The sequence below is a fragment of the Aerococcus urinaeequi genome (genome assembly GCF_001543205.1).
GTDB classification, from domain to species: domain Bacteria; phylum Bacillota; class Bacilli; order Lactobacillales; family Aerococcaceae; genus Aerococcus; species Aerococcus urinaeequi.
Genome location: NZ_CP014162.1, coordinates 1320121 through 1332909 on the forward strand (window position 1 = coordinate 1320121; position 12789 = coordinate 1332909).

Consider the following 12789-nt stretch of genomic DNA (forward strand, 5'->3'; position numbering starts at 1 on the left):
TATACATATCAAATGGTATCGAGTTTTTTATTTTGCCTTGATGTCAGAAGGAGTCCAACATGAAGAGTGTAAAAATTGCTTCCTTGAAGTTCGGGGAGGATAGACCAAAAATTATTATTCCCTTAGCCGAGGATAATGCTGTAGATATTATCAACTGTGCCAATTTCTACCGACGTCAACCAGGCGATATGGTGGAATGGCGGATTGATTACTTTGACGATTTCGACGAGCTGGAAGAGTTGGCTGAATTGAGTAAACGGGTGAAAACCTCTATTCAAAAGCCCTTACTTGCCACCTTTAGAACCTTGGGCGAAGGCGGGGAGTCAGCTATTGGCAAGAGCCAGTATGTTGAAATGTACCGGTATTTAATCCAAGCCAAGGCTGTCGACGCTATTGATATCGAGTTTGAGCGAGGCCAGGACATCTTAGACAACCTGATTCCTTTCGCTCACAAACACCAAGTCAAAGTCATTGTTTCCTACCATGATTTTGTGAAAACCCCTTTGGAAAATGATATAGTCAAGCGCCTACAAAAGATGGGTCAGTCAGAGGCGGATATTGTGAAAATGGCCGTCATGCCCCACGATGAAGCGGATGTATTGGCTTTGATGAATGCGACCCACCAAGCGTCCACATTAATCGACCAACCCTTGATTACCATGTCGATGGGCCGTTTAGGCAAGATTACCCGAATTGCCGGGGAAATCTTCAAATCAACGGCTAGCTTTGCCACTATAGAAGGTATGTCGTCTGCTCCTGGGCAAATGGACGTTGAAGATGTGGAAGAATGCATGAACTTGTTGAATTTACGTGTAGATGACCTGGATGATGACGATTTCTAGGAAATAATTTGTTTCTAGGGTTGAAAAACGGCCATTAAGTAAGGGAAATACGCATATGACAAGAGAGGATTGCGGGGTAAAACCGCAGTCCTTTTTGCTTTCAAAAATTTTTTCATTAAAGCTTTGATTTTTGATATAATCATGTAAAACTTTACTACTAGTTTTCTTAACTATATAATTAAAAAGTGAATCATCAAAAAAATTGAGAAATTAGTAAATATTAGGAGACTTATATGACTTTAGAATTTAAGGCAAAAATGCGTGGAAATGTCCTTGTTGGTGTGAATCCGATGGGGTTGAAGCAAGAAGTAAACAATCAAATTCAATATGTTAAAAGCCAAGGGACCTATGAAGGGCCGAAGAAAGTTTTGGTGTTAGGGGGCTCATCTTCTTATGGATTGGCTAGTCGGATTAACCTAGCTTTTGGTGCGGGGGCAGATACGATTTCAGTTTCCCACGGTGGGGGACCACGATCTGAGAAAAACCTTGGTAAGCCAGGCTGGTATAACAATATCTTTTTCCGGCAAGCAGCGGAAGCTGAAGGGTTAATCGCCAAAAACATCATGGCGGATGCCTTCTCTAACGAAGCGAAGGACCAAGTGATTGACTTCATCAAGAATGAATTCGGCGGAAAAGTAGATTTTGTGGTTTATTCATTAGCTTCAGGCCGTCGTACAGACCCAAATACAGGGGAAACCTACAACTCTGTTATTAAATCAATTGAGCAAGAAGTTGTTGGGCCAAATGTGAATTTACAAAAGGAAACCTTCTATGAACAAGTGCTTGAACCGGCCTCAGAAGCCGAAATTGAGGATACCGTAAAGGTTATGGGTGGTGAAGACTGGCGGATGTGGATGAATGCCTTACAGGAAGCAGATGTGCTAGCTGAAGGCGTTGAGACCGTTGTTTATTCTTATTTAGGGGCTGAATTAAACGAGTCATACTACAATAAGGGAACCTTGGGACGGGCTAAAGCGGACTGTGACAAGGCTGCCGCTTTAATCAATGAAGACTTAAAAGATATCAACGGAAAAGCGACTGTCGTTGTAGCAACAGCAGTGACGACGAAAGCTTCATCTGTGATCCCATTCTTCCCAGTTTATTGTCTGGGATTGTATAAGGTAATGGAAGCGCGCGGCCAACATGAAACACCAATTATGCATATCGACCGGATTTTCCGTGACATGTTGTTTGGTGATAAGCCAGAGTTTGATGAAGAGGGCCGTCTGCGTCCGGATTCATGGGAATTAGATCCAGAAGTACAAGCTGAAGCCAAAGCCTTGATTGAACAAATCAACCAGGACAATTTTAATACTGACTTTACTGCATGGGATACCTTCATGAAAGAATTCTTGAATTTAAATGGCTTTGAAGTGGATGGTTATGAAGAGAAACCAGTGACTTATGAAGAGTTAGTGAATTTAAAACCCTAAATAGCGACCATCATCAAGCACGGTAAGGAAGACGCGTTCGACTTATCGTGTTTTTTGCTATAAAAAAGCTCAGAGGACTAAAACCCCCTGAGCATGATGTATATTAAAATCGTTTATCTCTTGTTAACGGATGCGTCGTAAATGGTATCAATAGCACTGGCTAGTAAGTCATTGAATTCGTCATCTGCTTGGCTTGCTCGTAGATCGGACGCGAGGGCACGTGAGAACGACGCAATCATGTCGTGGTTTTCCGCCAATAGTTCATTGGCTTCTTCACGGGTATAACCACCTGATAAGGCCACTACACGAACAACGTTAGGGTGACTAGCTAATTCACGGTAAGTATCTGGTACAGTAGGGATAGTCAACTTCAACATGACTAAGTCGTTTTCCCCTAATTGATCTAAGTGTAATCGGATTTCTTCAGCTAATAATTCTTCGATGGCTGCTTTGTCTTCAGCCTTGATATTCACTTCAGGTTCGATAATCGGTACTAAACCTGCATCAATAACTTGTTTAGCGACTTCAAACTGTTGGTCGACAACTTCTTTGATGCCTACAGGGTTAAATGCGAGAATATTAGACCGTTCCTTAGTACCGAAAATACCGCGGTCATTTGCACGTGCTAATAGGTCGTCAAGTTCTGGCATATCTTTCATTAATTGTACGCCATTGGCTTCTTCGGCAAGTCCTTTATCAATTTTAAGGAAGGGTACGATCCCTTTGTCTGCTAAGTATTCTGCGGTGTATTTACCGTCTACTTGGCGGTCCATGGTATTTTCAAATAGGATAGCAGCTAGAATTTTTTCGCTAGTAAAAGCTGGACTGGTCATGATTCGCGTCCGCATTTCATGAACTTTCGCAAACATTTCGTCTTCATTGCTGTAGGTGTCTTCGGCTACACCATAGGCTAATAGGGCTTTTGGTGTTGAACCGCCTGATTGGTCTAGGGCAGCGATAAATCCAGGGGCATTTGACATGCGTTCTAATTGTGCTTGATTAATTGACATATTGAAAATTCCTCCTTAAAAATTAGCGGTGGTATCATTTCGTCACTTATTATTATGAACCTAATATTTTAAAAATTCAAAGAAAGACACTTATGAAGGAGGATAGCCAACCTATTTCTGGTAAGTTTTGGGGTTTTAGTGGTAAACTTATTTAAGAAAATTACCATTAAACTAGGAAAGAAGGATATGCCGGATGACAACAGAGAATACATTCCCAACCCGCGACCAAGTAGATGTAGCAACCACTTGGGATCTCAGCCAAATTTTTGAAAATGAAGCAACTTTTGAAGCGAAGTTAGCTGAATTTAAAGATCTAGGACAAGCTTTCAAGGAAAATTATGAAGGCAAATTAAGTGACGCGAGCGATATTGCTAATGCAGTTTTAGCGGCTTCTGACGTGCAAGTTTTAGGGTCACAATTGATGCACTATACCTTTTTAGCGGTTGAAGCCGACCGTACAAATTCACAAGCAGCATTGAAATTACATAAGGTATCGGCAGCGAGCAAAAATGTTCAAGAAGCGATGCTATTTTTCCAAAATGCATTACTAGAAAAATCAGCAACTGAACTGGAAAAAGTAAAGGCCATTGCTCCAGAAACAGCAGATTATATTGCTGAAGTTGAACGTCAACAAGCGATATATCTGGGTGCTAAAGTGGAAGATGTACTATTTCAATTCGAACAAGCACATGATCAAAATTATGAAGTGTATAACAACGCTAAATTAGCCGATTTAACTTTTCCTGATTTTGAAGTAGATGGTACTACTTACCCTTTAAGCTTTGTTTTATATGAAGATAAATATATGTTTGAAGAGGATACAGCCGTTCGTCGGGCCGCCTTTGATGCTTTCTCAAAAGAATTGGCAAAATACCAAAATACCTTTGCAACAACTTATTATGGCCACGTCTTGCAGGAAAAAGCTCAAGCTAACATTAGGGGGTACGAGTCGGTAATTGATTATCTACTCTTCAGCCAAGATGTTAATCGTGACCTATATGACCGTCAAATCGATGTCATCATGGAGAAATTGGCACCCGTTATGCGTAAATATATCAACCACGTTAAAGAAGTACGCGGCTTAGATAAAATGACTTATGCAGACTTAAAGATTGGTTTGGATCCGACTTTTTCAAAATCTGTTTCATTTGAAGAATCAGAAGCCTACGTTAAAGAAGCCACAGCTATCATGGGCGAGGACTACTTTAACGAAATCGCACCAGCCTTCACTGACCGCTGGGTAGATTACGCCCAAAATGTGGGTAAATCAACTGGTGGATTTGCAACAATTGCAGCAAACATTCATCCATATATTTTGATGAGCTGGACTGAACAATTATCTGATGTCTATACCTTGATTCATGAATTGGGTCATGCTGGTCAAATGAGCCGGGCAGAAGCCAACAACTTGTTTATTTCAAGTGAACCCAGCTTGTATGTGATTGAAGCGCCGTCAACTTTCAATGAGTTACTATTAACTGGCTATTTACAAGCCAATGGTGAAGACGACCGTACCCAACGCTTTGCCTTAGCCAATATGCTAACCAACACATATTTCCATAACTTCATTACACACTTGTTAGAAGCGGCCTACCAACGTGAAGTTTACCGACTAATTGACAAGGGTGAAGCCTTCACAGCCGAAACCCTTTCTGACTTGAAAAAAGGGGTATTAGAAGCTTTCTGGGGTGATGCTGTAGAGATTAATCCAGGTGCTGAATTAACTTGGATGCGTCAACCACATTACTACATGGGCTTATATTCATATACTTATTCAGCAGGCTTAACGATTGCTACACAAGCCTACTTGAATATCCGTTCAGGCGAAGATGATCAAGCCATTGAAAAATGGATCAACTTCTTGAAGTTGGGTCGAATTAACCCGGTTGAAGCTGCAAAAGTAGCAGGAGTAGATATTACAAGTGGTGAACCATTAGAAAATACCATTGCCTTCTTAAACGACACGGTTGATGCTATTATTGACTATTCAGCGAAACTGGCTTAAAGAAGACAGGGAATTGCCACAAATAAATAGAGAGAAAGTTTGGTGAATAGATGATTTGGGTATTTTTCGTAGCAGCTCTTTTGCTACTGATTACCAGTAATTATATGTACAAAAAAGAGCAGAAGCGGATTTACCTGATCTTCGGGGTACTGGCAGTAGTCCTGTTAATCTTCTTCATGGCTTTCTTTGTACTATACAATATGCAAGGGGCTTAAATATTGAATTGCTATCTAAGTAGAATCCTATTTTTTGGATTCTACTTTTTTATTTATTACAAAAATCCGTAGGCTTCCGCTTTCTCTACCATTGCCTTAAAATCCTTGGGACCGATCTCATCCAAGGTGTGAGAACTGGGCTGATCATTCAGACTTTAACGGGGTTCCCCCGAACATTCTGATATGCGTCAGCATGTGAATATTTAGGCCCTTAATAGGCGAGGGCTGCAACAAAAGTAAAGCTCAAAGGCTTAACTTTAACTTCTCGGATTGATTGAAGTGATTGCTGATACAAGAATAAAGATATTGAAAAAGAGGTTGGCGTGGGGAGCCAACCTCTTTTGAAGGATGATAGTTTTTTGATTAGGGATTATTCACCAAAGTATTTGAATGCGATTGCTTGTCCTTGCTTGATTTTGTCCCATTGGTTTTCGTGGGTTAATTCGTTACCACCGTCACATGAGGCAAAGCCACATTGGTGGGATAGGTATAATCGATCTTTTGATACATATTTGCTAGCTTCTTCTAAGCCGTTTAGGGCGCGTTCTTCATCGTCTAAGTCGGCTGATTTTGAAGATAGTAAACCTAATACAACTTCTACTTGGTCGTTGTCTTTAAAAGCTTCTAATGCGTCGATTGAACCAGCACGCTCGTCGTCCCACTCTAAGTAGAAACGGTCGTAACGTTGGTTTTTCAAGAAATAATGAGCAATTTTCTCATACGAACCGTTGGACGCATGACGAGATGCGTAGTTACCACGACAGTTGTGGGTATATACTTTTAAGCCTAATTCATGACCATAGTCAATTACTGCATTGTTAACAGCTACATAAGCTTCTGCACTGGCTTTAGCTGCCTCATCATCCCAAGTACCATCTTCATTTCTAAATGGTGAATTTGAAGCATCCTCAGCATGGATAGTCCATAAACAGTCATCTAATTGGATGATCTTACCGCCTTCTTGCACATATTCATCTAAGAATTCTTTGTAGGCATTGATTAGACCTTCTCGTAATTCAGCTTGTGATTTGTATACCTGGTTGTATGTTTGTAGGTTTAAACCTAAATCAACATAAATATGACCTGGTGAAGGGATACAAACTTTCACATCAGCATCTGAATCATTTAAGGCTACTAATCGCTTGTAGTGGTCAATGAAAGGATGGTTTTTACCTGATAAGGGTTTGAAGATTTCAATCCCGATGTCTTTACGTGTTTCAAATGGGTTTTCGTCGTCATGATCAACAAAGATATACCCTTGGTCAGCAATGAAACGACGTACGCCGTCAAAGCCCCAAACGAAGTCTAGATGCCATAATGATTTAGAGTATTCGCCATCTGTAATTTCTGGGAAGTCTAATTCGATTTCTTTTTTTACGATATCAGCAACTGCCTCGTCTTCTACTTTTTCGTAGTTGTCGAAATCTTGGTAGAATGGATATTGGATATCGTCGCGTTCCTCGATTTGACGTTTGTAAGCTAATAAGTCTTCTGGACGTAAGAATGAACCAACTGTAAGGAATCGTTTTGAAGTTTGTGTTTGTGTCATAATAATGTTCTCCTTTTTCGATAAATATTTTTGAACTTGTTATGAGTATATGGGTCTGGCATAATAATTACAAATAACTATTATTTGTCGGTTTTCATAGCTTGAAACTATGGTAAGGAGTGAGCGTATGCGGATTGAAGATTTGCAGTATTTTATGAAGGTTGTTGAAGTGGGGAACATGACGCAGGCGGCCAAGGATTTGTTTATTGCCCAGCCGTCTTTGTCGAAGGCCATGGCCAATTTGGAGTCTGAGATGGGGGTAACTTTATTTCAGCGGACGGCTAAGGGGACAGTTCTGACGGTGCAGGGGGAGGAATTTCTCCAGTATGCACGGCAAGTCTTGGAGCAGATTGACTTGATGAATCACCGCTATAAGGAAGGAAGTCAGGCCAACCGGATATTTTCAGTATCGGGCCAGCATTATGCCTTTGTAGTGGATGCTTTCGTGAAGTTACTAAGGGAGATGGATGCAGACCAATATGAGGCGACATTAAAAGAAGAGCGAACATTTGAGGTCTTGGATGACGTTGCTAATTTTACCTCTGAGGTGGGCGTTATTTACCGGTCTAATTATAATCAGAAAGTATTGGAAGGGGCTTTTCAAGAAAAGCAACTGACTTTTACGCCATTGTTTAAAACTGCACCACATGTGTTTATTGATAAAGGGCATCCTTTAGCTAAACAAGCGACCATTAGTTTAGATGACTTAACTGCTTATCCTCGTTTATCATATGAACAAGGCACCCACAACTCTTTCTACTATTGGGAAGAGATTTTAGCGGATATTCCTGTCCCAAAACGGATTATTGTTTCTGACCGAGCAACCTTATTTAATCTACTCATCGGTCTAGATGGCTATACTATTTCTTCAGGAATCATCAATGATGACTTGAACAGTCCGGATATATTAGCAATTCCTCTTGAGTCAGACGAGGTGATTGAACTAGGTTACCTAACCGCTAACCGTCACCAGCTGTCTTCAATCGCCAAGCGCTATTTAGGCTTACTTGAAGAATCTATTCAACAATATGCTAAATAATAAATCCGGCATAAGTGATTTTTTCGTTGAAAAAGATTGACTAAATGGATTGTGAAGTGATACAATATAAGACGGTATTGTTTGCCCCATGATAGGCCCCGGAAACCAATTATGAATCGAACAATCAGACAAGATAAACGGAGGAAATATAATGCGTACAACATATATGGCGAAAGCAAATGAAGTTGAACGTAACTGGGTTGTCCTAGACGCTACAGATGTTCCATTGGGACGTCTATCAACAGTTGTGGCAAGCATGTTACGTGGTAAAAATAAACCAACATTCACACCAAACGTTGACACAGGTGATCAAGTTATCATCATCAACGCTGAAAAAGTGAAATTAACTGGTAAAAAAGCAACAGATAAAAAATACTACCGTCACTCAGGTTACCCAGGTGGTATCTATGAAACAACTGCAGGTACATTACGTGATGAAAAACCAGCACGTTTAATCGAAACTTCAGTTAAAGGTATGTTACCAAAAAACCGTTTAGGTCGTGCTCAATTTACACACCTACACGTATACGCTGGTGCGGAACACCCACATGCAGCGCAACAACCTAAACAATTAGACATTAACGAATTAATCTAAGGAGGGAAAAGCAAATGGCACAAGCTCAATACATCGCAACAGGCCGTCGTAAAAACTCAACAGCCCGTGTACGCTTAGTACCTGGTACAGGTAAAATCGTTTTTAACGGTAAAGAAATGGCAGAATACCTACCATACGAATCATTATTCGTAATCGTTAAACAACCTTTAGCAGTTACACAAACTGAAGGCCAATATGACATCTTCATCAACGTTAACGGTGGTGGATATGCTGGTCAATCAGGTGCAGCTCGTCACGGTATCTCTCGTGCATTATTAGAAGTAGATCCTGACTTCCGTAAACCACTTAAAGATGCTGGTCTTTTAACACGTGACCCACGTATGAAAGAACGTAAGAAACCAGGTCTTAAAAAAGCGCGTAAATCACCTCAATTCTCAAAACGTTAATCTTTGGGCTATTACGAATTTATTCGCTTACGGATACAGTATGGGACGGAGATTTCAAAAGAAGTCGAGTACCAATCCATATTCAAACCAAAAAGACATTTCTCACTTATGTGGGAAATGTCTTTTTTTTTGTTTTTTGTGATAAATAAGTCTAATACCATTAAAGTAGCTTACACTAAAATTCTTTTCTTGATAGATATGCCAAATGAAGCTAAATAGAAAAAATGATAGCTATTCACCACTTAAAATTCGATTTAATTAGCAGTAAATAACTAAATTTTTGTTATTGATGGATTAGGAATTTGAGCTGTCTTCCAATAAGCTTTCACCAACACTTTTTAGTTTATTGGCTAAATCCATAATAGCTATAACAAGGTCATAACTGTAGTCTTCTCCTAGTACAGCTGTTGTACTAGCATCTTCAAATAAGCCTTGTTCTTCCATCTTTAAATGTTTAAACCAAGTCTCACTGCCATAGTAGTTAAGGAATAGTTTGATATTTGGTAGGTATTTTTCAAAATTTTCCAGTGAACCAGATATGGCCTCGATTTCTTTAGAAATCTTCGAAAAATTTTCTTCCATCTCATAAAAATTATCAGTATTCTTCACGTTACCCCCAACTTTCTTAAAGAATATACATTGGATGATTATTTTATTGCGCTAATGATAGTGGTAATTGTTGGTACGATTGAAATGATCGTATAAACTTGGACAAAATAAGCAATAGGTTCCTCCCATGAAGGAGGTGCAATTAAAGCAATAAAGTAGAGTATAATAATAAAAATAAGATTTGTTAAAAACCTAGATAAAGCCTCACGCCAGCTTATTTTCTGTTTAAAATTAAATGCTTGTTGCCAAAAATGGATAAATAACTTCATGATAAAACGCCTTTCTAAGGATGAATGAATAGCTAAAAAAAGCATAAACTAAAAATAAACAGCAAGCAACAAAATCATTTATGATCACTGATTCACAATATATTTGCATTTAAATATATAAGGAGTAAAATTATAGATAAGGAGGGATTATGATGACTGATAATAAATTTCTAACTGGTAATGTAGATAACGACAAAAAGCCATATATTATAGATGTTGAAAAAGAAACGTTAGAGAATACAAATTTTCGTACGACTATTTGGACAGGTAATAAGTTGCAGTTGACTGTTATGGAAATTCCTGTAGGTGGTGATATTGGTTTAGAAGTACATCATGAAAGTGATCAATTTATCCGTATCGAGCAAGGTGAGGGTCTTTGCCAGATGGGCCCTGCTGAGGACGATTTATCCTTTGAACAAAAAATTGGAGAAGATGAAGCAGTCTTTGTGCCACTAGGTTTATGGCATAATATCACCAATCGGGGGAGTGTACCGTTAAAACTGTACACCATTTATGCTAGCCCTGACCACGTACCTGGTACTGTTCATGGCACTCAAGAAGATGCTGAAAGCGATCCAAATGAATAAAACAACCATGAAATGCATGAAAAGTACAAACAATAGTTAAGTCAAGTAAACCGATGACCTTAAAAGCGTTATCGGTTTTTTTATGCTAGAAATCAACCAGTCTCTATAAAAAGATATTCCTTTACATATATCAAACAATGTATAGTACGGTACTTCTAAAAATTGTTGTAGGATGAAACTAGCAATTTAATTAATTTTTCATATATAATAATATTATGCAAAAAGATAAGGAGTGTGCTACATGCCATTAGTTAGAATCGATCTATTAGAAGGTAAGACTGCAGAATTTAAAACGCAATTAGGTGAGTTAGTTTACGAATCTATGCTTGAAACGATTGGAATCCCTGAAGAAGATAAGTTCGTTATTGTGAATGATTTAAAAGCTGAAGAACTGATATTTTCTACCAATTACCTAGGTGTTGACCGTACAGAAGGTATCGTGATCATTCAAATCACGATGAATGAAGGGCGTACAACTGAGGTAAAGAAAGCTTTATACAAGACGGTTGCTGATAAATTAAATAACCAATTAGATATTCGCAAAGAAGATGTCTTTATCAACTTAGTCGAAGTAAATAAAGAGAACTGGTCCTTTGGTAATGGTATTGCACAGTACGCAGAATAAATAGCATTACTACAAGTACATAAAAGCCATACCCTAGCTATCCCCATCTTTTTTGAGATAGCTGGGGTATCTGTCATCTTAACCCAGGAGGGATTACCATGTATTACAAATCATCTTACACCTCACCACTTGGTCAAATGACTATCGTGAATGATGAACAAGCGATTAAAGGATTGTGGTTTAGTGATCAAAGATACTTTGGTGGTAAATACGACTTACAGACTATGGTAGAAGGAGAAACACCAGTGACAAAGCAAGTCAAAAATTGGTTAGATGCTTATTTTGCTGGTGAGAACCCAACTCTTGACCCAAACATTTTGGACCCAGAAGTAACGCCTTACCGTAAGGAAATCCTGAACGCACTGATTAATGTCCCTTACGGCCAAACGACTAGCTATAAGGAATTAGCTGATAAAGTTGCTTTAACCACTCCTGGGAAAAGGGGCTCTGCTCGTGCAGCTGGCGGCGCTGTTGGTCATAATCCTATTTCAATTCTAATCCCATGTCACCGGGTTGTAGCCACTAACGGTGCATTAACTGGTTATGCAGGTGGTATCGACCGCAAAATTGCCTTGCTGGCTTTAGAAGGCATTGACCAATCCAAGCTAGACAACCATAAAGTATAGGTGTGACGCTGATAGGAATCCATTCATTTTTACATAAAGATGCAAAAAAATAACACATAACGGTAAAATAATTTAGGGTGAGATGATGAATAAATTAGCTATTAGAAAGTTATACGATACCTTATTAAATGAAATGGGCCCACAAGGTTGGTGGCCTGCTGATTCTAAGGTAGAAATAATCCTGGGAGCTATCCTTGTTCAAGATACCAACTGGCGTAACGTTGAAAAGTCCCTAAATAACTTGAACGCAGCTACTGGTTTTTTGCCAGAAGAAATTTTAAAGCTCCCGTTAGAAGAATTAGAAACGCTGATTCGACCAAGTGGTTTCTACCGCAACAAGGCGCGAGCAATTCAAGCCAGTTTCCAATGGTTTGGTAACCACAAATGGGATTATCAAGCCGTGCAGTATGAATACGGAAAACAGTTGCGAAGTGAAATCTTGAAATTACACGGGGTAGGGTTTGAAACAGCTGACGTATTTCGCGTTTTTATATTTGACCAACCAGCGTTTATCGCTGATGCCTACGCTAGGCGGTTATTCAGTTGGTTGACAGGCAATTCGTACACAACCTATCAAAGCCTTTACCAAGAGATTAACCTACCGGATGACTTCACTTATGAGGAAGCCCAGGAATTCCATGGCTTAATTGATGAGTTTGGCAAACTATACTTGGGTAAAAATGGCCAGGTGAAGGGAAATTTTTTATCCAATCACCCATGATAAATACTCTATAGTATATATTTTTAATTTAAAAAATACATTTGGGTTTACATTTTCTTTTTAATACCGTATGATATCACCATAAACATTCAAATAAAATCTTCAGGGCAGGGTGTAATTCCCGACCGGCGGTAAAGTCCGCGACCTCCTTTAATTAGGGGCTGACTCGGTGTAATTCCGAGACCGACAGTAGAGTCTGGATGGAAGAAGAGTAGAATCAAAATAAACGAATACTATAAGTCTATAGTTTATTTGTG

General features: G+C 39.2%; 15 protein-coding genes and 1 riboswitch. Of the genes, 11 read left to right on the forward strand and 4 right to left on the reverse strand.

Translation table 11 applies throughout. The features are described from left to right. Positions 1-59 precede the first annotated feature (59 nt). Positions 60-842 (forward strand): type I 3-dehydroquinate dehydratase, encoded by a 783-nt coding sequence (gene aroD / locus AWM74_RS05990; protein WP_026465781.1) that lies wholly within the window; start codon positions 60-62, stop codon positions 840-842. A 233-nt stretch (positions 843-1075) separates the two neighbouring features. Continuing rightward, positions 1076-2275, forward strand: a complete 1200-nt coding sequence (fabV, locus tag AWM74_RS05995) for an enoyl-ACP reductase FabV (RefSeq protein ID WP_026465780.1) — start codon at positions 1076-1078, stop codon at positions 2273-2275. Between the two features lie 113 nt (positions 2276-2388). Here the strand turns inward: fabV and AWM74_RS06000 are convergent, their stop codons facing one another. Further along, complete coding sequence (locus AWM74_RS06000; protein WP_106620571.1) at positions 2389-3285, reverse strand: fructose bisphosphate aldolase; 897 nt, start codon at positions 3283-3285, stop codon at positions 2389-2391. Between the two features lie 193 nt (positions 3286-3478). Between AWM74_RS06000 and pepF the strand changes: the two genes are divergently transcribed. Both pepF and AWM74_RS06010 read left to right on the forward strand, forming a co-directional pair. Beyond that, positions 3479-5290: an oligoendopeptidase F gene (gene pepF, locus AWM74_RS06005; protein WP_026465778.1), complete on the forward strand. Its 1812-nt coding sequence runs from the start codon at positions 3479-3481 to the stop codon at positions 5288-5290. 50 nt (positions 5291-5340) lie between these two features. Beyond that, positions 5341-5505, forward strand: coding sequence for a hypothetical protein (locus AWM74_RS06010; protein WP_026465777.1), 165 nt, complete (start codon positions 5341-5343; stop codon positions 5503-5505). 370 nt (positions 5506-5875) lie between these two features. Here AWM74_RS06010 and AWM74_RS06015 read toward each other — a convergent pair whose 3' ends face one another. Then, positions 5876-7054, reverse strand: coding sequence for a uroporphyrinogen decarboxylase/cobalamine-independent methonine synthase family protein (locus AWM74_RS06015; protein WP_026465776.1), 1179 nt, complete (start codon positions 7052-7054; stop codon positions 5876-5878). Positions 7055-7181: 127 nt separating this feature from the next. Here AWM74_RS06015 and AWM74_RS06020 point away from each other — a divergent pair, with 127 nt between their 5' ends. The 3 genes from AWM74_RS06020 (at position 7182) to rpsI (ending at position 9095) form a co-directional block, all read left to right on the forward strand. After that, complete coding sequence (locus tag AWM74_RS06020; protein WP_026465775.1) at positions 7182-8093, forward strand: LysR family transcriptional regulator; 912 nt, start codon at positions 7182-7184, stop codon at positions 8091-8093. Between the two features lie 151 nt (positions 8094-8244). Further along, complete coding sequence (gene rplM, locus AWM74_RS06025) at positions 8245-8688, forward strand: 50S ribosomal protein L13 (RefSeq protein ID WP_004262667.1); 444 nt, start codon at positions 8245-8247, stop codon at positions 8686-8688. 14 nt (positions 8689-8702) lie between these two features. Further along, positions 8703-9095, forward strand: a complete 393-nt coding sequence (gene rpsI / locus AWM74_RS06030; RefSeq protein WP_026465774.1) for a 30S ribosomal protein S9 — start codon at positions 8703-8705, stop codon at positions 9093-9095. 294 nt (positions 9096-9389) lie between these two features. On the opposite strand, the gene AWM74_RS06035 is transcribed toward rpsI, so the two are convergent. Together AWM74_RS06035 and AWM74_RS06040 are read right to left on the reverse strand one after the other, a co-directional pair. Next, on the reverse strand, positions 9390-9704 hold the full coding sequence (locus AWM74_RS06035; RefSeq protein ID WP_026465773.1) for a DUF4298 domain-containing protein: 315 nt from the start codon (positions 9702-9704) through the stop codon (positions 9390-9392). Positions 9705-9742: 38 nt separating this feature from the next. Next, on the reverse strand, positions 9743-9973 hold the full coding sequence (locus AWM74_RS06040; protein ID WP_026465772.1) for a hypothetical protein: 231 nt from the start codon (positions 9971-9973) through the stop codon (positions 9743-9745). Positions 9974-10125: 152 nt separating this feature from the next. Between AWM74_RS06040 and AWM74_RS06045 the strand changes: the two genes are divergently transcribed. The 4 genes from AWM74_RS06045 (at position 10126) to AWM74_RS06060 (ending at position 12532) form a co-directional block, all read left to right on the forward strand. Next, entirely contained in the window at positions 10126-10560 is a 435-nt protein-coding gene (locus AWM74_RS06045; RefSeq protein WP_026465771.1) for a cupin domain-containing protein, read from the forward strand. Between the two features lie 241 nt (positions 10561-10801). Continuing rightward, positions 10802-11185 (forward strand): tautomerase family protein, encoded by a 384-nt coding sequence (locus AWM74_RS06050; RefSeq protein ID WP_026465770.1) that lies wholly within the window; start codon positions 10802-10804, stop codon positions 11183-11185. A gap of 98 nt (positions 11186-11283) precedes the next feature. Then, entirely contained in the window at positions 11284-11811 is a 528-nt protein-coding gene (locus tag AWM74_RS06055; RefSeq protein WP_026465769.1) for a methylated-DNA--[protein]-cysteine S-methyltransferase, read from the forward strand. An 82-nt stretch (positions 11812-11893) separates the two neighbouring features. Then, complete coding sequence (locus tag AWM74_RS06060; RefSeq protein ID WP_026465768.1) at positions 11894-12532, forward strand: endonuclease III domain-containing protein; 639 nt, start codon at positions 11894-11896, stop codon at positions 12530-12532. 94 nt (positions 12533-12626) lie between these two features. Then, a riboswitch (FMN riboswitch) is annotated at positions 12627-12748 on the forward strand. The last annotated feature ends 41 nt before the right edge of the window (positions 12749-12789 follow it).

What these genes read in the sequence shown, in the direction of transcription:
- aroD (WP_026465781.1), top strand. Translation starts at nt 60, where the DNA reads ATGAAGAGTGTAAAAATTGCTTCCTTGAAGTTCGGGGAGGATAGACCA.
- fabV (WP_026465780.1), top strand. Translation starts at nt 1,076, where the DNA reads ATGACTTTAGAATTTAAGGCAAAAATGCGTGGAAATGTCCTTGTTGGT.
- AWM74_RS06000 (WP_106620571.1), bottom strand. Translation starts at nt 3,285, where the DNA reads ATGTCAATTAATCAAGCACAATTAGAACGCATGTCAAATGCCCCTGGA.
- pepF (WP_026465778.1), top strand. Translation starts at nt 3,479, where the DNA reads ATGACAACAGAGAATACATTCCCAACCCGCGACCAAGTAGATGTAGCA.
- AWM74_RS06010 (WP_026465777.1), top strand. Translation starts at nt 5,341, where the DNA reads ATGATTTGGGTATTTTTCGTAGCAGCTCTTTTGCTACTGATTACCAGT.
- AWM74_RS06015 (WP_026465776.1), bottom strand. Translation starts at nt 7,054, where the DNA reads ATGACACAAACACAAACTTCAAAACGATTCCTTACAGTTGGTTCATTC.
- AWM74_RS06020 (WP_026465775.1), top strand. Translation starts at nt 7,182, where the DNA reads ATGCGGATTGAAGATTTGCAGTATTTTATGAAGGTTGTTGAAGTGGGG.
- rplM (WP_004262667.1), top strand. Translation starts at nt 8,245, where the DNA reads ATGCGTACAACATATATGGCGAAAGCAAATGAAGTTGAACGTAACTGG.
- rpsI (WP_026465774.1), top strand. Translation starts at nt 8,703, where the DNA reads ATGGCACAAGCTCAATACATCGCAACAGGCCGTCGTAAAAACTCAACA.
- AWM74_RS06040 (WP_026465772.1), bottom strand. Translation starts at nt 9,973, where the DNA reads ATGAAGTTATTTATCCATTTTTGGCAACAAGCATTTAATTTTAAACAG.
- AWM74_RS06045 (WP_026465771.1), top strand. Translation starts at nt 10,126, where the DNA reads ATGACTGATAATAAATTTCTAACTGGTAATGTAGATAACGACAAAAAG.
- AWM74_RS06050 (WP_026465770.1), top strand. Translation starts at nt 10,802, where the DNA reads ATGCCATTAGTTAGAATCGATCTATTAGAAGGTAAGACTGCAGAATTT.
- AWM74_RS06055 (WP_026465769.1), top strand. Translation starts at nt 11,284, where the DNA reads ATGTATTACAAATCATCTTACACCTCACCACTTGGTCAAATGACTATC.
- AWM74_RS06060 (WP_026465768.1), top strand. Translation starts at nt 11,894, where the DNA reads ATGATGAATAAATTAGCTATTAGAAAGTTATACGATACCTTATTAAAT.